This is a genomic window from Dyadobacter sp. CY323, assembly GCF_021390245.1.
In the GTDB taxonomy this organism is placed as follows: domain Bacteria; phylum Bacteroidota; class Bacteroidia; order Cytophagales; family Spirosomataceae; genus Dyadobacter.
Window position 1 is genome coordinate 350,037 of record NZ_JAJUXH010000004.1, and the last position, 23,716, is coordinate 373,752.

Below are 23,716 nucleotides of genomic sequence, written 5' to 3' on the forward strand. Positions count from 1 at the left end.
AGTTTATCGGTTTTGAACATTGATGTCTTTGTTTTCCAGCGTCGTCCAGCCTTCAATGAGAAAGCCGTGAGGATTGTTGTCGCTGCGTGATACAGTTCGAAGAAACCCTTCCGTGACTAGCCTCCGGGTGACAATGCTGGTCGAGCGAATGATTCGCTGGGAAGCCACGCAGTGAAAGTGGTAAGGATAATCCCTCGTTTCCACTTGGATAGTATCGACACTGATTTGCTGGCTAATGTTTCCGGAAATGATGCTTGAATAAAATCCTGATTCTTTCAGATTTTCATACTGCGCCTTCGCTGATCCGTCAGCCAGATAAAGCGCTTTGACCAAGTTAGATTGGATTACTTTGTCGTCTGGATCCAGTGTAAAAAAGAAACGGTGAAAGCTGGCTACGTGGTCCCGAGCTTCAACAGGTATGTTCTCTTTTCGTTCGGAAGCATAAGCTTCAAGCACCTTTCCACTGGCCAGGATGTAAACTTTGTCCTGAGTCTCATCCACCAGCTGATAGCTCTTGTAGATAGCGAAGCAGCAGAAGCCTATGCAGCCGATAATCACGAGCAATGTAAAGCTGCGGACATGCCGGAATGCAGTTTCTAGATTTTTGGCTTTCGTAAACATGACATTGTTTGGTTATTGGTTTTGAGATTTGGGCATGGCCGTACTTTTCGGTAATGAGCCGAAGCCACCGACTGCCGGGAAAGCCCTATTTCCAAAGCCGGTGGCTGTCTGCGAAAACAGCGTGGTCACTTTATAAAGAAATGGATTCCCACCTCCGGCCTGAACGATGTAGTTTGCTGTTGCAGGAACCGCAAAGTATCCGACAATTCCGATGATCAAAAAGATCAGGTAGGCCATATCAGTCGAGCTGAAAAACGTTTCGCCAGCACCTTCCACCTGGCTGATGTCAAGTGTCAGCATCATTTCTTGGATTTTGCCGATGATTGCGCCGAAAATGTTTGCGACTGGCAGCCATAGAAAGATGTTAATGTAGCGGGCTATCCAACCGGTAAGCGTATGCTGAAAACCGTCGAAAACTGAGATGCCGAATGCAATTGGGCCGACAATGGCTAGAACAATGAGCTGAAATGTGCGGAGCGTATTGATACAAAGTACCGCTGCTTCAAAAAGTAGCCGCAATACTTCGCTCATCCACTCCTTTATAGAATTGCGAAAATTGTATGAAGCCTTTGCCATTGAAAACTTGATGTCATTACCGACGCTGGCCATGATGCCTTCGCCAGATGGATCTTCATTCCCATGCGTGTACTTGTACCATTTGTCCCGGTCACCGTTTCCAGTTGCGCCAACATACATTTGCCAAGCATTGGTTTTCATGATTGCCTCTTCCTTTTTCTTCAAAAGCAAAGTGATTGCTTCATTTGAACCTTCTACCATCGCGGACGTGGCACGAACAACCGGGGACATGACGCCATTGATCATTGCCAGCACTGATGGGAAAATCAGGATAGCAAAGCCGATTACAAATGGCCGGAACAGCGGATAGAAATCAATCGGCTCTGCGTTCGCTAAGTGTCGCCAAACCCGTGATGCGATATACCAGATTGCCGCAAAGCCTGCAATTCCCCGGCCAACGCTGATCAACTTCGCGCACATCGGCATCATTTCATCATAAAGTTTGTCGAGCACACTATGCAGGCCGCTAATCTGCTCGGGAAAGCCTTGCGCGAAAGAAATTTGAGGCAAAGCGGTAGCTAATACCGCTATTAAAGCGGCTCTTGTAAATGCGTTCATAATCTTTGGATTAAAGCTGGATGCCGTTTAACTGTGCGCTAGTTTCAACTTCGACTGAAACTTTGGCACGTTGCAAGCCAAGTGTTGCAGCTGTGGAATTGAAGTGACGCAAGAAGACAAGCTTATCCTGCATTTCCTCGTGGATTTTATCAATGGCAGACAATCGCTCATCGTCTGACATTCTCATTTTCTTAGCGGTCACCACCATGGTCAGTGCATCCAGGTTTTTCAAACTTTGATTGATTAACCTCCCATAGACTCGTTCCATATAATCAAGCTCATCCTTGTTGAAGTATTTTTCGGATTGAAAGTGGCTGAACGCTGCCCTATATTCGGAGACTAGCATTAGCTGAAAATCAATGATCTCCGCGATCCGCTTGTAGCGTTTTACTGCGGGACTTACTTCCAACAAACCGTCCAGAAATGCTTCGTGCAGCTTGAAATTCCCTTTCGAAATATCCTTAATGGTTGTGTAACCTTTGAATAGAATATCATAACCTGCTTTTAACTCTTTCAGGATTTTGCGAAGTTGGTTCAGCTTCTGAATATTAAGGATCAGCTGTGTCACTTCCGGCGTCTGGGCTGACGCTTGTTTTGGAACAATAAGCATCACACTTAATAGAAAAAGTATCAATACATTTCTCATTGTTTTCAGTTTATGCCGCGCAGTGCCCGGCCAGTGATCACATCCTCTTTCTCCTTCATCCTGGCTGCTGCCAGCACCCCCGACTCGCTACAAAAAGCTTTTGAAAATGTCAGGTTAGATAGCGTTTGCTGGTAAAGCGCCTCGATCCGTTTTATCCGCTCATCGTCGCTCATTGCCAGATTACCATCGCTAGTCACTTCTTTGAGCGTAACCTGTATCTTGTCGCAATCTGCACCGAGCCGGTCAAACACAGCCTGGAGGTAAGCGAGCTCGTCGCCGCTGAGATAATCAGATAGGCCATTTTTAGAAAGGCATGTCGAGCAAACGTTTCTTACTTCACCATTGTAAGCGCTAATCCATTTGATCTTTGGGAGGCTCGTAATTTTCGGATTGACGACTTTGAGCGAATCGAAATAGTTTTTGTGAAGCTTGAATTCGCCCCGCTTTAAATCCCCAATCGCTGTCAATCCCTCCTTTGCGATTTTGTAGCCCTTTTTGGTCAGCTCCAAATAAATTTTCAATTGGGCGATCTGCTCGATCAAGTACTTCTTCTGCGTTTTTTTCTGACGAAACCATTCCTTGAATGTTTGCGCCCGCGCCGTCGTATTGATGAAAATCATGGTCAGGACAATAAGGATTGCTCTCATAATTTTAATTGATCCCATAAAGCTTCTTCACCACATCCACTTCTTGCTGATTCTTGGCGCGGCTGATGCTCAGCATTGCATTTTCTTGATTGAACCGGGTCAGATCGGTGTACAATTGATCCGTTTTATCCGCAACATTTTCGATCAGTTCCAGCCGCTTCGCATCCGTCATTTGCATTGTTAGTGATTCTACCACCATTTTGAGCAAGTCCACATTCTTTGCAGAATTTTCAAGGATTCCCACATACACCTGAAAGATGTAGTTGCGCTCCTGAGCTGTGAAATGCTCATCGTAAGAGATTAGTCCCCAAAACCTTTTGTATTCATCGACGAGCCGGGAGTTTTTGTCAGCGATTTGCTTGATTTTGAAATAATAAGCGATAACCGCTTTGACCTTTTTGAGCTCATCGTAATACTTTTTATAAAGGTCGCGCTGCCTCTTGACCCAGTCGGTGATCTCATCGAGCTGCAATTTTGCCATCGTATTTTCTATGGCTTTCTGCGCGTTTTGAAGCCTGATCACCTTGTTCTGCCGCCGCTGGATCATTAGATCCACCGCCTTCACCACCTTTTTGATCGCTGCCTTGATGATTGCCGCCCAGGGATTGGCAGCTTGGGCTTCTTGAATGGGCGTGGCGACCAGGGCAAATATCAATGTGAAAAATAGGATGTGCTTTCTCATGTTCCTGCCGTTGATTTCATTTCGCTGGCAAGTGCCGCGATTCCTTTTTGCATACTCCCAAACCGGCTGGCATAATCCATCACCTTGATCTTCTCAGTCTCTTCGGTGGTGTAGCAGAGATATTCTTCCAAACTTACCTCTGTCCGGTAGACCCGAGAAAGCGTGCCGCCAAGACTAATGAAGACCTCCTTGTACTTTCGAAGTGGATCATTGGCTTTATTAACCGAAAGGATCAAAGTTTTCTCTTTCTCGGTCAATCCAAGCAGTTCCTGTATCTGGTCAAACTTGTTCTGGTATTTACTTTGGTCGAGCAGGATCTTGCAGTCGCTATTGTTAATGATCGCCTGCTTGACGACCGGTGAGCTGATGATGTCTTCGACTTCCTGCGTCACCACGATAGCTTCTCCCAGATATTTCCGAACCGTCTTGAACAGATACTTAATATAATCGGCCATACCCTCCTTTGCGATTGCCTTCCATGCTTCTTCAATTAATATCATCTTCCGAATCCCTTTTAGCTTTCTCATTTTGCTGATGAAAACTTCCATGATGATGATGGTCACCACCGGGAAAAGGATTGGGTGATCTTTGATATTGTCCAGCTCGAAGACAATGAACCGCTCGTTCAATAGGTCAATGTTCTCAGTCGCATTCAGCAGATAATCAAATTCTCCGCCTTGATAGTAAGGCCGCAATACGTAAAGCAGATTAGCCACATCGAAGTCGCGGTCTTTCACCTTGTCTTCGTCAAGTATCGGTACGAATTCATCCCGCAGGAATTCATAGAAAGTGTTAAAGCAGGCGAACTCGCCAGATTGTCGAATGTGAGCATAATAAAGCGTTAGCGCATTGGATAAGGCCACATACTCACTCCGTTTGAAAACCTCATTATCCTTTTTCCAAAGTGCCAGGATCAGCGTTTTGATGCTTTCCTTCTTCTCAGTGTCCAACGCGTCGCCCTCGGCGATGTGAAATGGGTTGAACTTGATTGGATTTGTTTCCTGGTAGGTGAAATAGTATCCGCCGACCAGATCACATAATCCTTTATAAGAGTGCCCAACATCGACAAGTACAATGTGCGAACCTTGTTCGTAATAGCTCCTGACCATGTGATTGGTGAAAAACGATTTGCCACTGCCAGAAGGTCCGAGGATGAATTTGTTTCGGTTGGTGCAAATTCCTTTTCTGATTGGCTCATCGCTAATGTCCACATGAACCGGTTTGCCTGTAAGTCTATCCCCGAGTCGCAAGCCGACCGGGCTGATCGAAGAACGATAGCCAGTTTCCAGATTCAGAAAGCAAGAAGCCTGCTCCGCAAAACAATCGAAGGTCTCATTCATCGGAAAGTCCGCCGCATTGCCCGGAATGCCTGCCCAGAAAATCTGCGGTGCACCAGTTGTCTCCTTTTTTGCGACAGCTTCCATTTGAGCGAGTGCAGCTGAGACTTTATTGTTGAGCTCATTGAGCTCCTCCTTTTTCTCAGTCCAGACCAGCAGATTAAAATGTGCCCTCACCGGCATCCGCTGACCAGAAATTGCCTCGTTCAAAAACGCATTCGTTGCATCAAGCGCAATCGCATTCTTGCGCGAGTATGCCGCCAGTGATTGAAGCCGCAACCTTTTAGTCTCCATTTTCCGGAGGGTTTTCGCCCCATCGTCAATGAAAATGTATTGGTTGTAAATGTGGTTGCAGCTTAATAGCTGACCGAGCGAAGACGAGTACCCGATGCTAAACTTAGTCTTGTCGGTCGAGTAGCGGTCAAAGTGGATTTGTGAGCCGCAGGTGCCTGGCAAGTCCTCTGTATCCGCCAGCGTATAGAGCTGACAGTGCTGGCTACCGATCCGGATATTTTCGTCAAACTGTATGTCTTTGATCAGCTGCTCGTCGCCCGGCGACAGGTAACAATACTGCTCGATAATTCCGGCCTTCGCATTATGGCTCCAAAGCTCATTGTCTTTCAATCTGCGCAGCTTCACAAATCCGCTGTCTTCCATAATGTGCCGAAACTGACCCACACAGCTAAGCAACTCCTGCAACACTTTCTCATCCATCGTTTCCTCTGGCATCAGCGTAGGCCTGACCAGGTTTGAAACCAGTGAGCTCGAAACCTTTCGGTTCGCTGGCTTTTTGGTAATGTAGATATAGCAGCTGTGATCCAAAAACGGCCGTTCGTTGAAATGCCGCTCGCTTTGTATGGACAAATAGCTTTTGTCCTCCCGAGAAAAGTCGGGCTCATAACGGCTGTCGACAAACCAGTCCTGCTTGTGGAAGACCGAATGTGCTGGTAGTACGCGGAGCGCTTTCACCCAGGTTTGGTGGAAAGCTTCGTAGTCGTTGTCTGATAGGGTGAATATTTCAGGCAAATCTGCCTGAAATACCACCGTGATGTCTCCTTGTTTGGATAGGATACAATCGTGTTCCACATCCATGATCGGGATCAAATCATCGAGTAACTTTTCCATTGCTGGTGCGGGTTTTAAAAATGCGTCTTGAATTGGACTTCACGTATCTGGGCACACTTCGCCGGGCAAGCATCTTGGTAACACCATGCTCGCCATAGGCCGAGCTCAGGTGATAAATGCCCATGATCATTGGGATACCCAGGCAAACCACAATGCCCACGCAAATGTAAGAGCGGATGCCGCAGACGTACAGCAGCGTGTAAATCGCAAACAAAACGATTGCCGCCCCGCCCATGTACCAGATGTACTGCGCTTTTAGCCCCTTGAATTCAATGGAAGTATTGATGCCCTTATTGATTTGGTAAATGCTCATGCTTGCCATAACGCTTACCCTTATAGGCCAAAGAAAGATTGCAGCACGGTAGCGACCACCACTAGGAAAATACAGCTGCCAAACCACGCTGCCGCGACTTTTCCGGTATCATTGTCCCCGGCATTCCATTTCTGGAAAACCTTCACTGCGCCCACCAGCCCGAGCACCGCGCCGATGGCATACATCAGCTGCGTGCCGGGCTCGAAGTAACTGCGTACCTGGCTGTCGGCTTCGGAGATTCCCGCCGCGCCGTCCTGCGCTTTGGCGATAGTTGCCAATACTGAGAGCAACGCTGCTGCCCATACTTGTTTTGCCTTGTTTGAAAGGACTGTTTTCCCACATTTCATACGCCTCGTTGATTATTGTTTTAAACTTGTTTACTCGGTTTGTCTCCTTGCGGCTCCAAAGCCCGAAGGCCCGGGAGCGCAGGAGAGCGGGCTCATCATTAAACCTCCTTCCATAACTCCTCTAGCTCAACAGCACTGAGGTTGATGAACCCATATTTTGCAGATTCCGAAGTGATCACATTGTTGATCGCCTCACGGAACGGCGTGCCTTTGACGGCTGAAAAATCTTTGATCAATATCTGGATCAGGAAAATCAGATCCCGCTTTTCATAGCCTTTTTCGTATGCTTCTCTGATGCTATTCCTGAGCTGCGAGCTGAGCTCTTCGACCTTGGCAAACAAGACCTCATTTTGCCAGGGCCGCTTTTTCACTTCAACAGGTTCAGCGGTTTCTTCTGGCTGACTTGCCTGCGGTGGGCTTACCGGCGGCGGCTTTTCCGGTCGATCCCAGAACCGGGACTTTGAATTAAGCAGTGCTCTAATGTCCTGCCGGTAATACCGGATGCCGATGATCACATAGTAAATTGCCACTGTGGCACTCACCGCCAGAAAGTAGCCTGTCCATGATAAATGCGTTGCCATAACTCATGATGTTTTAAGGTTGCTGCTGCATTGATTACCTGACAAAACAACACTCAAAACCAAAGCACTTCAAGTACAAGTTTTTCTTGTACCCATGACGCGACCATTGTACCCTGGTGATTATCAATGACATAGAAAATGCAATTGTAGCAAGACTCCCCTAAATTTTATAAAGACTGTCGAAATGCCCGTCAGAGTTTCTTGTATCAATAATGCCCCAAAGGTAGGCACAGGGCTGCGGGGCGTAGTGGAAATTCCGGCATAAACACTCGGCAGGAATGCCTTACTGCCCACGGGCCTTCCTTTATTCCGTTGCTTCCATTACTTGCTTGCCCAGTGCCAGAATGAAGCGCCATAATTCATTCAATCACTTCAAAATCAAGGTAATTATGGAAAGCTTCGCGAATGTCTCAAACTTGTATCAGGTAACAGAAATTGAGCTGATCTACAAAACCAATGTACAAGCCAGCCAGCGTCCTAAAATAGCATCGTCCAGAGATGCATACAAGGTGCTGATGCAAACATGGAATGCTGACAGGCTGGAATTCATTGAAGAGTTCAAGATACTGTTACTGAACAATGCCAGCCGCGTGTTAGGTATTTTTGAAGTTTCGAAAGGTGGGATTTCCGGAGCAAGTGCTGATGTAAGGATCGTTTTTGCAGCTGCGTTGAAAGCAAATGCAACAGGAATTATCTTGGCACACAATCACCCTTCAGGACAGCTCGTGCCGAGTGATGCTGATCGGTATGTTACTGAGAATATGAGAAAGGCCGGTGAGTTACTGAATATCCGGGTTTTGGATCACTTGATTGTCACGGCGGAAGGATTTTGCTCGTTTTCGGATGAGTGCTTAATGTAAGAAATAGAATAGACTATATGGTAGATTTTCCAGATACTATCCTATTAAGTTATTCTGATAGGAATATAATCGCTCCCTTTAATGTTTGATAAAAGTAAATTCTGGCAGATCACTTTTAGAGATTTAAGAATGAAATATATCGATGTCCTTGAGGCAAAAATATCGAAAAAAAATAAAAAAAATCTAGCTTGCCAAAAATGAACATTCAGTGGCTATATTGAGTATGTCCTCAAAATGAGAATCTAATATTTCCTTATTGAGTCCTAACTTGTAAGTTCCGTAAGATGAGTAATTTATATCTAGGTGGTGTAATGGATGAAGTCGCCCGTTTTCATTCTTAGGGTCTATATCATACCGTATGTACCCCGGCTCGAAAAGAAAAATTTCTTCAAGTAGCCACAAACCTGGAAGTTCCTCATCGGACGTATCAATCCAAAAATTAACTGGCGAGGGGTTTAACTTAAACTTTTCATTTCTAAGAATTGCAATAGCGGAAGAAACGCTTTGATTGTCAACCTTTGTGCCAAAGTATGTAGTAATTTCAGCTTCAAATTCTCCGAATAAAATTTTGAAAGGAAAGGATATACTGTAAAATTTAGATTCCTTATAAAAGAAGAGTCTACTCATGTCATTAATAACAAGCTTCATACTGCTGTTGGAAGCAAAATCAAGCTTCATATCAAGGAGAAGAAGCTGCGCGGAGTGAACTACCACCCAAGCGTAGTCTATCTTATCTCTAATCGCTAGAAAGAAATTTGCTTCTTGAAACGGCAATATTTTCTTTTGAATTGACTTTATCATTCTACGCTTTTAAATATTTGTAGTTGTCTTTAATGAAGTCAGCTAAGGTCTCTTCATCACTTGCAATCATGTCCATTTGCTGTGATATCTGAAATAATTTTTCATGAAATCGAGCTTCTATCTTCAATTTTTTGAAAATCTCATTCATCAAGTCATAGTGTGACAACCTCTTTAAATTATAGTTGAAGCGCATTCTAATTTTCTCTTTTTCCTCGTCCGTTGGTTCTTTGATGACCATCTGTCTATCAGAAAGTATTTTATCAAGCCCCCTCTTCATCCTATCTGTTAATCCCGATTCCTTTTTGTCCGGGATGACAAAATATGACTTTATAAATGAGCGAGTCAACATTGTGTATAATGAATTTCTATAACTAGGGTTATTCTTGATCTTTTTTGTTACACATATAACAAAAGGAAATTCTAATCCTTTTACGTTGTTCCTATTACTAATTAAAACGGTATTTGGAATTCGTTCCTTCGATTCATAGGCTTTATTGACAGCCCAACCAAGGAGCTGCTGTATTTTAACTTCAATTACATCAGCTAGTTTATACACATCTTTATCCTGGTCTAGCAAAATAATGCCTATGTCATCGGGATTGACAGTTGAATTTTCTTTTTTTATTTGGTTTATGATATCAATCACAGTATCAGAATATCTTACTTTAATGTCTACTAGTTCAATACTCTTGTAATCTTCTTCAATATCTTCAAAGCGACGAAGTGGCTCACGGCTAAGATGAAAATAGTCATCACCATCCACTTTAACATTATATCCGCAGTCCTTCCACTCCTTTGTTTCCAACCATCTTAATTTCGATTTCTCAAATAAACCCATCCCCAATGCGTGTGCAAACATTAATGTTCTTGGGTCGGTTCTATAACATTTTCCCAATAGATAGTCTGGTTCGATTGAACCAGATATTTCCTCGTCGAAAATACTTTGAAAGATATCTCCGGCGATGTAAATGTTTTGTTTTGTCACCAAATTACATAAATCGAAAAAGCTTTCATCAAAATCTTGACTTTCATCAATAAACATAAAGTCGAAAGCTGGGGGAACAGAAGTTTTTTCATACTTATCCTTGATTTCTTTTATAGCTAAATCGCACGCACGACTAAAAGACATTTGATAAGAAAATCTATAAAAAGGAATCTGATAAAAGGCGCAGATATATCGATACGCTCCTGAATGTGGTTCCGAAGTTGATCCCCATGCATTTGCGCACCATAATCTAGAACCCCATTCAATTTGTTGTTCCACTTTCATGAAGTTGAAAAACTGGGGAATTCTCTTCTTTAAATTGTCCGCTAGAATTTTGTTATGACAGGTGAAAAATATTTTTGGTTTGTCAATACCAGTATATAGGTCTTTTAATTTATGTAATAGAAGCTCCGTTTTACCGGTTCCTGAAAGACCTTGTATACGTATTTTTTTATTATCCGGCTTTTTGTATATAAATCTTGTCTGATCCCCATCAAATAATTGAATCTTTTGTTTAACCTTTTCCAATGTTGTAATTGGCAGATCTCCACCAACTCGATCTATATCGTTAATGCTACCAATAAACAATGAGATTAAAAGTTCGGCCTTCCGCTTCTCAATATCATCATTCAGTGCTAAATCGCGAAAAAGTGTCTCGATATTGGAATGAGTTTTGAGAGATAAAGATGTTTCAATTAATTCTTTTCGCCACTGCCTTGTCCTCCCAATTACATCCTTGTATAAATATTTGTCAGATATTGAGCCAACGTCTTCAATAACATCCTCAACATAATCGTCAAAGCCATTTCCGTCTGCACCATAATTGATAATTCCGATTTTTGACTTTGGTATCAGAATAATCAATGCGTTCAGATATTTATAATTGTATTTCTGGTCCGTCAGCGGTTTGTCAAGCACATATATTAACTCCTTTTTCTGATCCGCATACTCCTCTAAGGCAGTTAGAAAGTCGGCATTCTGAGGATTTTTCGGTGCTTGTAAATAAAAATAGCTTGTCATAGTTATAAATGATTTCGTAAAAACGAACAGTTTTTTGACTATTGAAACTTAATCCTTTTTACACTTTATAATAAGTCGCTTTATCGAGTTGCCGATAGAGGAATGATACAAGGCTCAAAATGTCAAGGCAGTCCTGTTTGCTTATAGGCCATGTGATTGCGGGCTCGTGTGCGGTTGGGTTTCTAATAGCGCTCATTAATCCTCCTGAAATGAATTTAATGCCATCCTGGAAATCTTTTTCCGTCTGGGTTTGGCAGTTAGTTATTTTAAGCACCCCACTATCGCAGCCCCATACACTTAGCATTAAGGGTTGACCGTCTTTGTCGCTGAGTGCTTTTTCTTTGACATCTTTATTATACGCCTTAACAGCTTCAAAGACGGCATGAAAATAATTTGTTTCGATGAACAATTTTCGTGAATGTTTGACCACCTCTGGATGGAATTGGCGATTGAGGAATTCATTCAAGCTATCTTTGTACACCAAATTGTATGGGCAGCCATTCTTCTCCAAAAGCTGCATCATTTTGTGTTTTTCCTCCCCCGGTGTAAGATCTAATACAAAGTCAATTAGCCTTTTCATTCGTTCAGTTGGATCCAGTTCCATCCTACCGAGAGATAAAATCCAGTCATAAATTGCCTGCGCTCGAACAGACGTAGTGGCTTGATTTGGATAATTTTCTTTCGAGACTTTCAATATAGCTTGACCTAGCCGGTCAATTTCATTGAAACTCGTTGTCCATTTAAGTACGTCACCGACCTGTGTTGCAAGATTGCAGAAATTAATGTCAGCCATTTAGGAAATGTATATGTTGGAGTTTCAAATGGTCAGGAGCTTTAATTCTGATATTAGCGTTCGACGATCAACCGCTCCAATCGCTCCATCATCTCATCCTTCTCTTTCAACATCCGCTCATAAAGTGCCATTTTTTCTTCATGCAATTTTCTGATCTCTTCGATTGGATTTACGTTGAATGTGGGAGTATTGCCATTATTGACGAACGCACTGTCCTTAAAATCGTGATAGGTATTGTTAATGATATTAATTGCCTGATTTTCATCAAAATTCCGGATGGCCTCGGCAGGGATTTTGAGAATTGCCGCCACTTGCTCCAGAATGTCGGAATCGATCTTTTCTCTCTGTTCGAGCAGGGAGATTTTTTGCTGGTTCCAGTCTTCGCCGAGCTCGAACGCGGGGGCGTCTTGCTTGAGGGATAAGAGTTCTCTGAATCTCTTCAAGTTACGGCCTTCGTGGATCTTCGGATTGGAGGTAGTATGTGTCATCTGGAAAGGGTGTTTGGTTAAAAAAAGCAATTTATATAAATCTGCCGGGAAGTGCTCGGATATCTTAGAGGATTGCAGTGTATGTTACCGAGCGGAAATGTTGCGTACTGCCTGCGAGAGTGGGTGTTTTGCAAAAAACGTAAATGCGAGATTTTGTATCACACTTTTAAAAACACAAGATGGACACACAACCACACTCAGACAATGATTCCCAAGACGCGCTTCACCGCGCTTACGGCCGGAAAGTTAAAGAGCTGCTTAGCCAAAGTAACGCCGAGACCTGGATTGAAGATCTTTGGGATATTTATACCGGCTTCACCCTTTTTGCGCAGGAATGCGGGACTGATCCGAGAGGTCACAACAGGTTTGTTTCTTTCAAAGAACTGGTGTTTTTCTTTCAGGATGTAGGGAAGATGAAGCCTTAAAATTTTTTTGCCGCAGCAGTCGGTTGTAAGCCGACTGCATTCACTTGTCATACCAGACGAATCATTCCGGTCACAATTTATTTGGAACCGTGCTTACGAAATGCGGCAACCATCTGATAAATCAAATAAGCCGCAACAATTCGCCACAATGCGTCGACCAGATTACCAATCGCAAGTGGAATTACTGGAATGGTTCCCTCTTTTTGGAAACCGGCAACTTTTTCGGCGTATTCTTCAATAAAACCTAATTTGTGTATTGGATTGGAAAATTCGATCATATAGGCAAACGATTGAAGAAAGATTTCAAAACTCTCATCAGGCACATAGCCAATCTCAAAAAATTGTATACTGACTAATAGCCAAAGAGCAGCACCAAGACCTAGGAGTAGCCAAGCCGCTTTTGACCAGCTTTCTCCATAGTCATTGGATGTTCGATTAAGAAATAGAGTGAGTTTTTCTTCTGTTTGATTTGTCAATTGTAGCTCCTGCCTATAAGCTTCCAGCTCATCTGCTCTCAATGTCCTGGCTTTTTGACTATCACCAGATGCTTCGTAAGCCTTTTTCAGTTGAAAAAGAGCTAGACGCCGCTGGGTGTGATTCGTATCGGAGGACCAACTATTTGTGGGAAATTCACTAGCCAGAAGAGACAATTCATTCAACTTTGAATTTTCAAACGAAACGTCCACATTGAATGTGGTTTGAATGAACGTCATCTTTCCAAGATCAGAATTGGCTATCTCGAGCACAGATTTCTCCGAATTTTCTGAATGCGGTGTTACGTTGAGAAGTGCGGCTGCATAGGCTTCATGAATATGCCGAAGATTTCCACCACCGCCTAAACCGTCGCGGAATGCGGCGGTGTAATAGTTGGCTCTATTAAAGGCTTGTGCCGAAGGATGCTCATTTGTAGTTAGCTGTATCTTCGAATTAGTAAAAGATGGTCCGTCCCAAACCACGTTACTTTGATTCACGAACCCTTGAAAATGCATTGAAAGCAATTTTAGGGCGGTCATACTGATTCCGGAATCTCTGGATAATATTCCGCTAAATACCGATCTGTTAAGCCTTGTGCTGGCCATCGTTAACTGCAACTTATTTACGGAAGATATTTTTCCTACTTCGAGGTCGTTGTATTGACTTCCGTTTTCAGCAATACTGCCGTTTATAAATTTGGTGTTTCTGGAAACTTGGATGTTCGATATTATCGATTCTGCATTACGAGCGTCAATTGTTAAGTCGTTTTGGATAAGAAGGGTTGACATCTCAACGGAAAACTTATCGTCAGATATTATCTCGAACGAGTCGTAGATCCCATTCTTTTCAGATTTCCAGTGTCGTGCGTTTTCGGGTGGTGGAAAGAACGTTGTCTCTCCGGGAAATAAATCAATTTTCCCAAAGTAGATACCCTTCTTGAACTCTCCTCCCTTAATTCGTACAAATCCGAATAGTCCCCTTTCGAAGACAACAGGTTGTTCAAATGTTCCCCCAAGTATTGAAACATTTCCAATTCTCGAGTTGCTAAAACGTAGAGAACCTTCAAACGTTCCCCCGCGAATCTCGACGCTCAACGGGTATTCATCCATTTTCCCTTCTTCTCTGATTACCGCCCCTTCGTTTAGTTTAAGGTGGTCCGATTTATATCTCCTGAAGTGCACTGAATTGTAGTGCCCACTATTGAAAATAATGTGAGCTCCAATCGGAAGCAAGGAGGTTTGGGTAAGTCGGGTGAGGTTCTGGATCGTCGGTTCTCTTTGATCGAACTGCTCGCCGATTAAAATAGGTACTTGAAAATCAACCTCATCGAATACCAATTGACGGGACTCATGGTGACCCATTCCTCGAGGGCTTATAGTTATTCGAAGAAACTTCTCAGATTCTTCAAAAAGATGTTTGGCATCTTCTAATCTTTCAACTTTAAACATTTGGAAATTGGTAAGGTAGTATAGAAGGAGGGAAATGTCATTTCTTCACGTTGTGAGAAAAGCCAAACACGTTCAAGGCCGCAAACAAATCCTCCTCAAAAACCACTTCCGGCCCGGCGCCTTTCTTCTTCATATTCATGGCCTTCTCTACCTTCCGCCCATACATTTCAAATGCCCAGGCAGGGTTTCGCACGTCGCATATCACCAGGTAGTGAAGCTTAGCGGTAACTGAGTCGGCGGCAATGCCTCCGTACATTTCAACAATCTGCGCCAGTTCCTTCCGCGAAGATGCCGAGGATTTGGTGAAAATCAGTTACATACAAATCAGAACTTGATCGAGCTGAATGAGTCATTTTTTAGTCAGGTTTAATTAGTTTAACACCAATGTCGGAAACTATCCCGACGAAAATATCTCTTACCGCTTGATAAACTTCAGTATTGAATATTGATTGAGGCTTTTGATGACCTATCTTAGATTTAATTTTGCTAACAAGATCTTTAAAAACAAAGTCAATTTCCTCCTCAATCTCGTCTATAACAGCTAAGAGTTCTTGGGAATGACGTTCAGCATAGCTTATGGCTAACAGATGATTGTTGTGTTGAGCGATGTATTTGAATCCAAAATTCTTTTCACCATACATTGCACTTTCTCCAAAGTAGTGAGCTGTGTAGGAGGATATTGCGTCGCCCATTTTTCCCAAATCAAATCTGACTTCTCTTTGGTTTTGCGCAAAATATTCCAATCCGTTGTCGGGGATATAATCGAATAATAGGGTTAAAACTATCTCGATAGGAGAAAATATCGTGTTTTCTCGATCTTTTAACTTTCTTAGGAGTTGAGATAATTGCCCAGCGTCTAAATCGAACCGAAAGTTTCCGTCCCTTTTGGTATTAAGTAAATAAGTATAAGTTAACCAAAAACTTGTTGCAAGAGAAGTCTTATGCCTTGTTTCTAATGCAGTTGCAATTGTATCGCTGACTGACTTTATAATTGAACTTTTGTAAGCGCCGTATTTATCTAAAAATATCTTTTCAAATGTTAGATATGCCTCTCTAATATATTGTTTTGTAAGCGTGGCAACAGAATCAATATAATATTCTGGAAAATCTTTTGAATACAGAATCTCAATCTCGCTTATTTTGCCGATTTCAGAGACTTTTTCAACTCGGCGTACCCGTTCTGAATCGACAATCATATCAAGCGAAACAAGTGCTAGAGTGTACTTTCTAGGAATGTTTTCTTTCGGGACAAGCAGTTGAATACGTTTGCCACCAATGAAGTATGTGGTTGTATTCTTCGCGGATGCATTTTTTTCAAAATAAGTCTTTATCAATAAGGTAAGGTTGGCTTGAAGTTGCTTTTCGAAAACACCATACTTCACAACCAAATCGTCAAATTTGTAATAGTACAAATACTGATAGTCAGGGATTTTCATGGAATTTTTGTCAAAAAGTAACAAAATTTAATAAAGTTTGAAATGAGTTTAAATTAATCTGTAAATGATGATTTTCTACGCGGAGAGGTATTAATTAATTTAGTTGGTAAGTACAAGAATTTCTTCGATGTTGGTCGTTTTGTCTGCTGAAATCCGGCTAGAAACCCGCCGAGCTGCTGTGTTGAAGGGTGATCACATCATAATATGGATTCCGGTTGTAATCCAGATAATTCTTGCAAAGCCAGATCAGGTCCTCAGCCTCTTCTGCCGTGACGACGCCATCGCTAATAATGGCATTGATCTTGCCCACAAACTTGTTGTAAGGAGCCTTGGCTTGCAAGCTGGAAACAGAGCTGATCCACGCGCGGAGCATTTCAATCTCGCTGTCATTAATATGGCCGTCCGCTTTAATGCCAACGATTAGCCCGTAGAGGGTATTCAAATCTTTGTGAACCTGAGCCGGCCCGCAGAATTGGCGGAACGAGCCACTGTCGTAAGTGTTGAAATAAGAGGTGTCGAGCATGGGAGGTTGAGTTAGGGTTACTTCTTTGTGATAAGTAGTTGAAAAAGACTTCCTAACTTCTTGCGAGAGGATATTGATTAAACGGTAGGGTTTGACCGAACATGACTGTCTCAAATGAATGATAACGATTTGGCATTATATTTTGAAATATCTTGGTGTCATTGTAGATGATTCAGAACTAAACATTTTCATTATTTTAAAAACACTTATATGCCATACGACAATTTTCTTGCCGACCAAGTCCGGGAATATTTAAGCAAAATGGAAGACTTCGATATTGTTGAGAAGAAAATGTTTGGCGGATTGGCATTCATGGTTGATGACAAAATGTGTATCAATGTAGGTGAGCAGCAGCTCATGTGCCGTTTTGACCCTGATCTTACAGCACAGCTTTCGGAAAGAACAGGCTTTTCACCGATGATTATGAATGGGAAAGAATATAAGGGCTACTGTTATGTTGACTTAGTCGGATACAAAAACAAAAAGGATTTCGAATTTTGGATCAATCTGTGCCTTGATTATAATGACAAAGCGGTTTCATCAAAAAAGCGACCAAAGAAATAGTTATTCCCCGCATATACTTCATTTTGTTTTTGACTTGACATGGCCAAAGTATAAAATATTAGTAGCTTCTGAGCGGGCAGTGGCGATGTCTGGGATGCCATCTTCATTGAAATCAGCGATCGCAAAACCATACACGTCACCTTTTGAATCACCGAATGAAATGCCTTTAAAATGGAGTCCTGTTCCGTCGTTAAAAAATACTTTTGACTGTGCTTGTTTGTGGCCCACAATGACATCCATTCTTCCGTCGCGGTTCATATCGGCTATTGCCAATGCATAAGGGGTCAGATTGGAATCAGCTAGTGAAATACCCGCGGAGAAGTTGTTATTTTTTTGTCCAAAATAGAGATTTACGCCCTTAAATTCGTCTATCGTTACAACGTCCGGCAGACTATCTCCATTAAAATCGGCAACTGCCGCTGCGCGAATGCTGGCGTCAGCGGGACCGAATGGTATTCGATGCTCATCGGAAAAAACCATATCCGAACTGCCGGGATATAGGTAACTCTGGCCGCCATCACGATGCGGTACGACAAGATCGACGAACCCATCTTTATTAAAATCGGCAGGCGTGATGGTTGTTGCACGGTACCTAGCAAATGCGATGGGGCTGCTGTTAAACTTTCCATTGCCCTGGTTTAGACAAATATAATTTGATGTGGAGGCATTACCCCTGTTCGCCAAAATGAGATCCGGCAAACCATCCTTGTTGATATCAGCAATAGATAAATTTCTTGTCGGCCACTCCGGACGCCCGAATTCGGAGCCAATGGTAAAATTGCCTTTGCCATCGTTCAGGTAAATTAGTTTACGGTCCGGGGCATCATTGCTGATTGCAATATCCAGAAAGCCGTCTCCATTAAAATCAGACAGGCCGCCTGTATAGGAACGGTCTGCTATTTCACCCAAGCTGTAAGATTTGCGAATTCCACCCGATCCATCACCCAAAAGAACTCTGTCAATAATAGGCCAGTGTCTTCCCTTTACCAACAGAATGTCGAGATGACCATCACCATCCAGATCACCAAAACTTACATTCGCTGTTGTGTCCGATTTGGTTTCCAATAGTAAAGTCTGATCGAAGTCAGGATAATCATTTCCGTTCTCTTGCTGCTTATTACTAGCGGTAGCAATATTCGCCTGGGCAAGCGCATCTTGATCAAAGATGCTGAAAAAGCAGAAAATGAAAAGGAGAGATTTCATGAAGTTTATTTAGGGATAACGTGTCGTGCTCTCAATTAAAACAATTTTTTTAAGGCGGCCACAATCTTTTGTTCTTGCCTGCTTTCATTCGGTTGCGACAAAATCGTATTGATTATTTCTTCCTGCTCGTCGTTTGGCAATGCTTTGAATTCTTTTAGAAGGCCAGCATCATCAAAACAATCTAGCAACTGATCTTTTGAGCTGACCTTATTGTCTGAGTTCTTGTACATGGTCACTATCACTTCGTCGCCGCCACTTTTGTTAATGGCTTTTCTTATGGTACCATTCACAGAGATCATTTTGTCAGCGTCAGTAACAGGAGCAAGATTCAGATCTTTGAATTCATAACCGTCGATAGTACCCGATACCTTCATCTCTCCCCAGCTCCCCCGAATGTCCTTCGTTCCCGGTATTACCAGATGATACGTCCAGGCACCCTTGCCGGGCTCGTGCCGGAGAATCAGCTTTTCATTTTTTAGTATTGTCTTCATCTGCCGGTTTTAATGCAATATTCAAATTTTGGATCAGCCCAGTTTGCTTTTCCATTCCTTTTTCAATTGCGCGTACTGTTCATTGCTTTCTACCTGCTTCCATTTGGAATAAAATATAGCAGCAGCTTCCGCCTTCTCTTGTTGTCCGGTTCCCTTTTCAAGAAGTGCGTAATCGTTGTCTTTATCGTATTTCTTTCCTCCCTTATAATTGGCATAACGCCGCGCCCTGGTAAACCCCATTTGCAAATACTTGCGGGCCATATCTGCTCCCACAAAGTCGTCTAGTTCGAGATAAGCCAAAAACAGTTCATAAATTTTGTTGCTGCTTTCCTCAGCAATTGCCTTTGTTTTGAATCGCCAATGTTTTCCTATTTCTGATTTGTAAGGTTCACAAATCAATACACCTTGCTCACCTTTGCCAACCCGATAAAGTTCCGGCTGTTTTTTGTAATCGATATCAGGCTTCCACTCGTAAGCTTGATTATTAAAATCCAGATAAGACGGTTTATCTGCCATTCGCTTTTTTAGTGAAGAGGACATCCAATTTCCCAGATGTGCCCAAACGGATCTTTGAGCTTCCCAATTTTCCAATCATCTTCAACCGTTACTGGACAAATTTGGTTAGCTCCGGCTCTTCATCCCCAATCCAGAAGTCCGCATTTCCTATTCCAATTCTCGCATTCATTTTACCATCATTGGAATATTTTTCCAATATAGTTGCATCAAATGCCGCTTCGTAGAAAGCGGCTGCTCCGGAAGCACTGGACACTACCAGGAACGATGTAAGGTTCAGTTTTATGTGCGCGCTCATAATTGGATTCAGAGATTTATTTCAAATAACCACAATCTTGGTAACGAAAGATAGATTTGTTCTTAAACAAAGTCGACTGGTCGTTTGTCTTTTAAAGAATCTAACACCGCCTTAAATACTTTGGCCTTTTTGATTGCAAGGTGTCCATTAGGAGCCCAAAATGTCCCATGAAGATTATCGCCCAGATCTACTGGCGCTATACCACCAATCCTATTCAGATTACGCATCAACTTATCGACACTTAATTCATCAAGGTCATCGCAAAGATCATCTACTAGTTCAAAGCCATTTCGATTACTGTTAAAGCTAACCATATACGGTGTTAAGCCAACATCCACTAATCGTTTGTAACGGTCCGTTTTGAGTTTATGTGTGGATTTCAAAACCGGTCTGAGCCCAACACCACCCTCTACAAATGCATTCACGCGTTTGACCAAATTTAGAGCACAACCGAAATCAGAAAATGCAGCTGCTGGTTCGTCTGCCCTTTTAGCGAATGCGGCGATCACCCATACAAATGTTGGATCGTCAATCTTAGTAATGTCAGAAGTTGAAAGTCCCACGCTATGATATAGTTCTCGCGTAGTCATTGTGAATTTGGTAGTCATGGCGAAAGGTCAGTTTGTTGATGAGTGAACAGTCAAGATACTTTAAATATCAATCAAATGATCTCAAAAATATCTAATCCGATTCTCTAAGTCAATAGTTGGATATGAATTTACTAGGCTCGGCGGCCGCGTCATATCGTTAACCAATTGATAATGAGGCTCTTACATTTAGAATTTATCTACAACTTCCTCAGCCGGTCGTTCAAATCCATTAGCCCCGACTTTTGCAAACAATCCGTGGACAGTGCGAGCAGTTCTTCTTTTGATTCCTTCGAAGCAATGTCGATCAGGTCATGATTGTCATCGTTCTTGGGAATACTTAACGCTCTTGTAATTGCCTGGGTCAGCAACAACACATTTCGTCGACTTAGCTTCAAATCGATTTTGATCTGGTCATTCATTCCCGGGATACTCATGATGGTATCATACACACTGGTCAAATCTTTCACGTTCATCATGTCTTTTCAGTTAAAATTAGAACTGTACAAAGCTACCAAATGCCCGTCAAACGATCCTAAGGAGAATTTACCTAGGATGGGTGACTGACTTTTAACCTTTTTACTTTCGCCACTACAAATCAAAACACGAAAGTAAGATGAGGGAAAGAGCGAGGGGAAATGATGGCTTTCTGACATTGGCCCAGATTAAAGACTTAGACATTGTAGACTATCTATTGGAGCTGGGATATGAGCCTAATAAAATCCGGAGCGTTGACCATTGGTATTTGTCGCCTTTTAGAAATGAGCGGACTGCCTCATTCAAGGTCAATCGAAATCTGAATCGGTGGTACGATCATGGCATCGGAAGCGGAGGAAATCTTGTTGATTTTGCTGTATTATTTTATCAGTGTACGGTTCGGGAAGTTCTAAGGATTTTTTCCGACTACCTGGTTTTTCACCAGCCAGTGCCTCGACCCAATCCGCAGGTCTTACATGCAACCAACTGCCCGCTGGAAATATTATCCACTTTCAAGTTGACCAGTCCGTCTCTCATCAGATACATATCATCCAGGTGCGTGTTTGATGAAATAGCCAAGAATTATTGCAGGCAGGTTAACTACCGGATTGGGGACCGGCGGTATTTCGGTCTGGGCTTGCAAAATGATTCCGGTGGTTATGAGCTGCGAAATTCATTTGCCAAGTTGGCAAGCGCTCCGAAAGACATCACCACGATCGATGTTGGTGCATCGACCGTCTCAGTGTTTGAAGGGATGTTTGATTTTCTGTCGTACAAAACCATCATGAGCCAGACGGTTGAAACACCCGAGAATCACGTGATTCTGAATTCCATTTCTCTCTTTGAAAGGTCACGCTCGTTCCTTGAAAGCCATGAGCAGATTAACCTTTACCTGGATCGGGATGCAGCGGGTTTAAGGTGCAGTGCAGCAGCAAAAGAGATCAGTAAAAAATACAATGACGCAAGCATGCTTTACGATGGCTTCAAAGATCTAAATGATTGGCTGATCAGTGTCGCCTAATCTAGTTAGCCACTGAAATCTCTCCTGGAAGCAAACACCAATGTAAACCTATTAAAAGGCTGGAATGATTGCCTCTTATCCGCAATCGGCCAGATGTCAGTTTGTTTTACAAACTAAGGATCTGGCCCGCTCAAACACTCCAGAGTCGTTGGCGGGATTGAATGAAAAATGAATGTCGAAACGTGAAAATGATAGTGTGATGAAGAAAGACAACAACAATCGAATCAAGATGCTGAATGTCCGCTTAACGCCTGAGGAGTTTCAGCAGCTTCTTCGGAAAGTGCAAAGAACAACATGCCGGAGGACAAGCGAGTACGCAAGGAAAGTATTGCTTTCCGAGCCGGTTATCGTAAACCACCGCAACCAGTCATTTGACGAGGTGATGGTTGAACTAACGCGCCTTCGCAGCGAGCTTAGCAAGGCCGGGAGCAACCTGAATCAAGCTGTTAAAAGACTGCATGCACTCTCGCAAATTGCCGATTTCCGAAGCTGGTTGGAAGCTTATGAGGGTGACAAAAATCGCCTGATCGAGATGGTTGACGAGATCAATATTTACATCAGCAAAGCCTCGAAAATATGGTTGCAATCATAAAAACTGGAACATCGATCCGCAGCACTTTTTACTACAATGAGAACAAGTTAAAAGAGGGAGTTGCAGAGTGCATTATGGCAGGAAACTATCCGGACGATGCCGCAAATCTTTCCGAACAAGAGCGTCTGAATATGCTCTTAAAGCTGGCTTCTTTGAATAGCAATGTGGTTCGAAATAGCGTCCATATCTCCCTAAACTTTGACCCTTCTGAGCAACATTCCAAGGCAGTGTTGAAAGAAATTTCGCAGGCTTATTTGGAGAAGATTGGCTTTGGTGACCAGCCATTCCTGGTGTATCAACATCACGATGCCGGGCATCCGCACATCCATATTGTGAGCGTAAAAGTAGCGCATGACGGAAGCCGGATTGAAACACAGAATATCGGACGAAACCAATCAGAAAGAGCAAGGAAAGAAATCGAGCAAGAGTTTCATCTGGTGAAGGCATCAGGGAAAAAGCCACAGCAATCCGAACATTTGAAGCCCGCTATGGTTAGTGCAAACTACGGTAAGGTTGAGACCAAACGGGCAATATCAAATATTCTTGCAGGAGTTATAGACAAGTACAAATTCACTTCCATTCCCGAGCTAAATGCCGTCTTAAATCGCTACAATGTCGCGGCAGATCCCGGAAATGAAGAGTCCAGAACTTTCAAGAAGGGCGGGCTTCACTACCGGTTGTTAAACGCAAAAGGCGAACGGGTCGGTGTGCCAATCAAGGCTAGCGACTTTCACCAAAAGCCGACATTAAAATACCTGCAAACCCGGTTTGAAATTAACGATCAACTGCGGCAAACAGACAAGTTGAGAGTCAAAAACGCGATTGATTTCACATTGTACGGAAAGACGAATGTAACACTTGATCGCCTCATTAATATTCTCGAACGAGATGGAATCGACACCGTTCTACGAAAGAATGATACTGGGCTGATCTATGGGATTACTTACGTCGATCACCGCTCGAAAGCAGTTTTTAATGGAAGTTCTCTCGGTAAGAATTATAGTGCAAAGGCCATCCAGGAACGCTGTGTGGTTATGGATACAGCTGTGGCTAACATGCTATCGAATTCCCAGAGACAAGAGCATACAGTGACAGGTTATGGACAGCCAGCCACTTCAAAAAGCTATTTGCTGGCAACTCCTAAGCAGAGTAATGAGGCTAGGCTTGCAAATGGTGAGCATTCACTATTTGATCCTGTCAAACAAGATGGTTTCACACCAGCAGACCTTAGTGGAACTAAACGTAAAAAGAAAAGAGGGTTCTCTCAATCACTTTAAATCTGTT

General features: G+C 42.9%; 29 protein-coding genes. 6 read left to right on the forward strand and 23 right to left on the reverse strand.

Translation table 11 applies throughout. The features are described from left to right. Window positions 1-3: 3 nt before the first annotated feature. The 9 genes from traK to LZG72_RS10585 form a co-directional block, all read right to left on the reverse strand. The gene (traK, locus tag LZG72_RS10545; RefSeq protein WP_233871267.1) at window positions 4-621 is read right to left on the reverse strand and encodes a conjugative transposon protein TraK; all 618 of its coding nucleotides are present in this window, start codon (window positions 619-621) and stop codon (window positions 4-6) included. A gap of 12 nt (window positions 622-633) precedes the next feature. Continuing rightward, window positions 634-1,755 (reverse strand): conjugative transposon protein TraJ, encoded by a 1,122-nt coding sequence (gene traJ / locus LZG72_RS10550; RefSeq protein ID WP_233871270.1) that lies wholly within the window; start codon window positions 1,753-1,755, stop codon window positions 634-636. Between the two features lie 10 nt (window positions 1,756-1,765). Further along, a complete protein-coding gene (locus LZG72_RS10555) occupies window positions 1,766-2,401 on the reverse strand; it encodes a TerB family tellurite resistance protein (protein WP_233871273.1) in 636 nt (211 codons plus the stop codon). Window positions 2,402-2,406: 5 nt separating this feature from the next. Next, the gene (locus LZG72_RS10560) at window positions 2,407-3,048 is read right to left on the reverse strand and encodes a hypothetical protein (RefSeq protein ID WP_233871276.1); all 642 of its coding nucleotides are present in this window, start codon (window positions 3,046-3,048) and stop codon (window positions 2,407-2,409) included. A gap of 4 nt (window positions 3,049-3,052) precedes the next feature. Then, window positions 3,053-3,730 (reverse strand): conjugal transfer protein TraI, encoded by a 678-nt coding sequence (locus LZG72_RS10565; RefSeq protein ID WP_233871279.1) that lies wholly within the window; start codon window positions 3,728-3,730, stop codon window positions 3,053-3,055. After that, complete coding sequence (locus LZG72_RS10570) at window positions 3,727-6,192, reverse strand: TraG family conjugative transposon ATPase (RefSeq protein WP_233871282.1); 2,466 nt, start codon at window positions 6,190-6,192, stop codon at window positions 3,727-3,729. The genes LZG72_RS10565 and LZG72_RS10570 overlap by 4 nt, the downstream gene beginning before the upstream one ends. Beyond that, window positions 6,173-6,505 (reverse strand): DUF4133 domain-containing protein, encoded by a 333-nt coding sequence (locus LZG72_RS10575; protein WP_233871285.1) that lies wholly within the window; start codon window positions 6,503-6,505, stop codon window positions 6,173-6,175. Before LZG72_RS10575 ends, LZG72_RS10570 begins: the two co-directional genes overlap by 20 nt. 20 nt (window positions 6,506-6,525) lie before the next feature. Then, window positions 6,526-6,852, reverse strand: coding sequence for a DUF4134 domain-containing protein (locus LZG72_RS10580; RefSeq protein ID WP_233871288.1), 327 nt, complete (start codon window positions 6,850-6,852; stop codon window positions 6,526-6,528). Between the two features lie 98 nt (window positions 6,853-6,950). After that, window positions 6,951-7,433, reverse strand: a complete 483-nt coding sequence (locus tag LZG72_RS10585; protein WP_233871291.1) for a hypothetical protein — start codon at window positions 7,431-7,433, stop codon at window positions 6,951-6,953. Window positions 7,434-7,822: 389 nt separating this feature from the next. On the opposite strand from LZG72_RS10585, the gene LZG72_RS10590 reads away from it, so the two are divergent. Further along, window positions 7,823-8,293, forward strand: coding sequence for a RadC family protein (locus tag LZG72_RS10590; protein WP_233871294.1), 471 nt, complete (start codon window positions 7,823-7,825; stop codon window positions 8,291-8,293). A 183-nt stretch (window positions 8,294-8,476) separates the two neighbouring features. Here the strand turns inward: LZG72_RS10590 and LZG72_RS10595 are convergent, their stop codons facing one another. Genes LZG72_RS10595 through LZG72_RS10610 form a run of 4 tightly spaced genes read right to left on the reverse strand, consistent with a single transcriptional unit; the run spans window position 8,477 to window position 12,380 of the window. Continuing rightward, window positions 8,477-9,094 carry a hypothetical protein gene (locus tag LZG72_RS10595; RefSeq protein WP_233871297.1) on the reverse strand — a complete coding sequence of 206 codons (618 nt, stop codon included), beginning with the start codon at window positions 9,092-9,094 and terminating at the stop codon, window positions 8,477-8,479. A 1-nt stretch (window position 9,095) separates the two neighbouring features. Continuing rightward, window positions 9,096-11,099: a DEAD/DEAH box helicase gene (locus LZG72_RS10600; protein ID WP_233871300.1), complete on the reverse strand. Its 2,004-nt coding sequence runs from the start codon at window positions 11,097-11,099 to the stop codon at window positions 9,096-9,098. Between the two features lie 58 nt (window positions 11,100-11,157). Continuing rightward, complete coding sequence (locus tag LZG72_RS10605; protein WP_233871303.1) at window positions 11,158-11,892, reverse strand: TIGR02391 family protein; 735 nt, start codon at window positions 11,890-11,892, stop codon at window positions 11,158-11,160. A 53-nt stretch (window positions 11,893-11,945) separates the two neighbouring features. After that, on the reverse strand, window positions 11,946-12,380 hold the full coding sequence (locus tag LZG72_RS10610) for an XRE family transcriptional regulator (RefSeq protein ID WP_233871306.1): 435 nt from the start codon (window positions 12,378-12,380) through the stop codon (window positions 11,946-11,948). A 179-nt stretch (window positions 12,381-12,559) separates the two neighbouring features. On the opposite strand from LZG72_RS10610, the gene LZG72_RS10615 reads away from it, so the two are divergent. Then, entirely contained in the window at window positions 12,560-12,805 is a 246-nt protein-coding gene (locus LZG72_RS10615) for a hypothetical protein (RefSeq protein WP_233871309.1), read from the forward strand. Between the two features lie 77 nt (window positions 12,806-12,882). On the opposite strand, the gene LZG72_RS10620 is transcribed toward LZG72_RS10615, so the two are convergent. The 4 genes from LZG72_RS10620 to LZG72_RS10635 all read right to left on the reverse strand — a co-directional run bounded on the left by LZG72_RS10620 (window position 12,883) and on the right by LZG72_RS10635 (window position 16,686). After that, window positions 12,883-14,727, reverse strand: coding sequence for a hypothetical protein (locus LZG72_RS10620; RefSeq protein WP_233871312.1), 1,845 nt, complete (start codon window positions 14,725-14,727; stop codon window positions 12,883-12,885). Between the two features lie 37 nt (window positions 14,728-14,764). Further along, window positions 14,765-14,983 carry a hypothetical protein gene (locus LZG72_RS10625; RefSeq protein WP_233871315.1) on the reverse strand — a complete coding sequence of 73 codons (219 nt, stop codon included), beginning with the start codon at window positions 14,981-14,983 and terminating at the stop codon, window positions 14,765-14,767. A 100-nt stretch (window positions 14,984-15,083) separates the two neighbouring features. Next, window positions 15,084-16,163: a hypothetical protein gene (locus LZG72_RS10630; protein ID WP_233871317.1), complete on the reverse strand. Its 1,080-nt coding sequence runs from the start codon at window positions 16,161-16,163 to the stop codon at window positions 15,084-15,086. A 157-nt stretch (window positions 16,164-16,320) separates the two neighbouring features. After that, entirely contained in the window at window positions 16,321-16,686 is a 366-nt protein-coding gene (locus LZG72_RS10635) for a hypothetical protein (RefSeq protein WP_233871320.1), read from the reverse strand. A 210-nt stretch (window positions 16,687-16,896) separates the two neighbouring features. Here LZG72_RS10635 and LZG72_RS10640 point away from each other — a divergent pair, with 210 nt between their 5' ends. Then, on the forward strand, window positions 16,897-17,250 hold the full coding sequence (locus LZG72_RS10640) for a TfoX/Sxy family protein (RefSeq protein ID WP_233871323.1): 354 nt from the start codon (window positions 16,897-16,899) through the stop codon (window positions 17,248-17,250). Window positions 17,251-17,268: 18 nt separating this feature from the next. Here LZG72_RS10640 and LZG72_RS10645 read toward each other — a convergent pair whose 3' ends face one another. From LZG72_RS10645 to LZG72_RS10670, 6 genes are all read right to left on the reverse strand, one after another. Continuing rightward, window positions 17,269-18,453 (reverse strand): VCBS repeat-containing protein, encoded by a 1,185-nt coding sequence (locus tag LZG72_RS10645; RefSeq protein ID WP_233871326.1) that lies wholly within the window; start codon window positions 18,451-18,453, stop codon window positions 17,269-17,271. 35 nt (window positions 18,454-18,488) lie between these two features. Continuing rightward, entirely contained in the window at window positions 18,489-18,944 is a 456-nt protein-coding gene (locus LZG72_RS10650) for a DUF1905 domain-containing protein (protein WP_233871329.1), read from the reverse strand. Window positions 18,945-18,977: 33 nt separating this feature from the next. Continuing rightward, complete coding sequence (locus tag LZG72_RS10655) at window positions 18,978-19,460, reverse strand: DUF4385 domain-containing protein (protein WP_233871332.1); 483 nt, start codon at window positions 19,458-19,460, stop codon at window positions 18,978-18,980. Between the two features lie 88 nt (window positions 19,461-19,548). Beyond that, window positions 19,549-19,755: a hypothetical protein gene (locus LZG72_RS10660; protein ID WP_233871335.1), complete on the reverse strand. Its 207-nt coding sequence runs from the start codon at window positions 19,753-19,755 to the stop codon at window positions 19,549-19,551. Window positions 19,756-19,817: 62 nt separating this feature from the next. Then, window positions 19,818-20,345 (reverse strand): hypothetical protein, encoded by a 528-nt coding sequence (locus LZG72_RS10665; RefSeq protein WP_233871338.1) that lies wholly within the window; start codon window positions 20,343-20,345, stop codon window positions 19,818-19,820. Window positions 20,346-20,542: 197 nt separating this feature from the next. Beyond that, window positions 20,543-20,821 carry a hypothetical protein gene (locus tag LZG72_RS10670; RefSeq protein ID WP_233871341.1) on the reverse strand — a complete coding sequence of 93 codons (279 nt, stop codon included), beginning with the start codon at window positions 20,819-20,821 and terminating at the stop codon, window positions 20,543-20,545. Between the two features lie 137 nt (window positions 20,822-20,958). Here LZG72_RS10670 and LZG72_RS10675 point away from each other — a divergent pair, with 137 nt between their 5' ends. The 3 genes from LZG72_RS10675 to LZG72_RS10685 all read left to right on the forward strand — a co-directional run bounded on the left by LZG72_RS10675 (window position 20,959) and on the right by LZG72_RS10685 (window position 23,709). Continuing rightward, window positions 20,959-21,840, forward strand: a complete 882-nt coding sequence (locus tag LZG72_RS10675; RefSeq protein WP_233871344.1) for a toprim domain-containing protein — start codon at window positions 20,959-20,961, stop codon at window positions 21,838-21,840. A 172-nt stretch (window positions 21,841-22,012) separates the two neighbouring features. Next, complete coding sequence (locus LZG72_RS10680; RefSeq protein WP_233871347.1) at window positions 22,013-22,432, forward strand: plasmid mobilization protein; 420 nt, start codon at window positions 22,013-22,015, stop codon at window positions 22,430-22,432. Beyond that, window positions 22,417-23,709 (forward strand): relaxase/mobilization nuclease domain-containing protein, encoded by a 1,293-nt coding sequence (locus LZG72_RS10685; RefSeq protein WP_233871349.1) that lies wholly within the window; start codon window positions 22,417-22,419, stop codon window positions 23,707-23,709. Before LZG72_RS10680 ends, LZG72_RS10685 begins: the two co-directional genes overlap by 16 nt. Window positions 23,710-23,716: the final 7 nt, after the last annotated feature.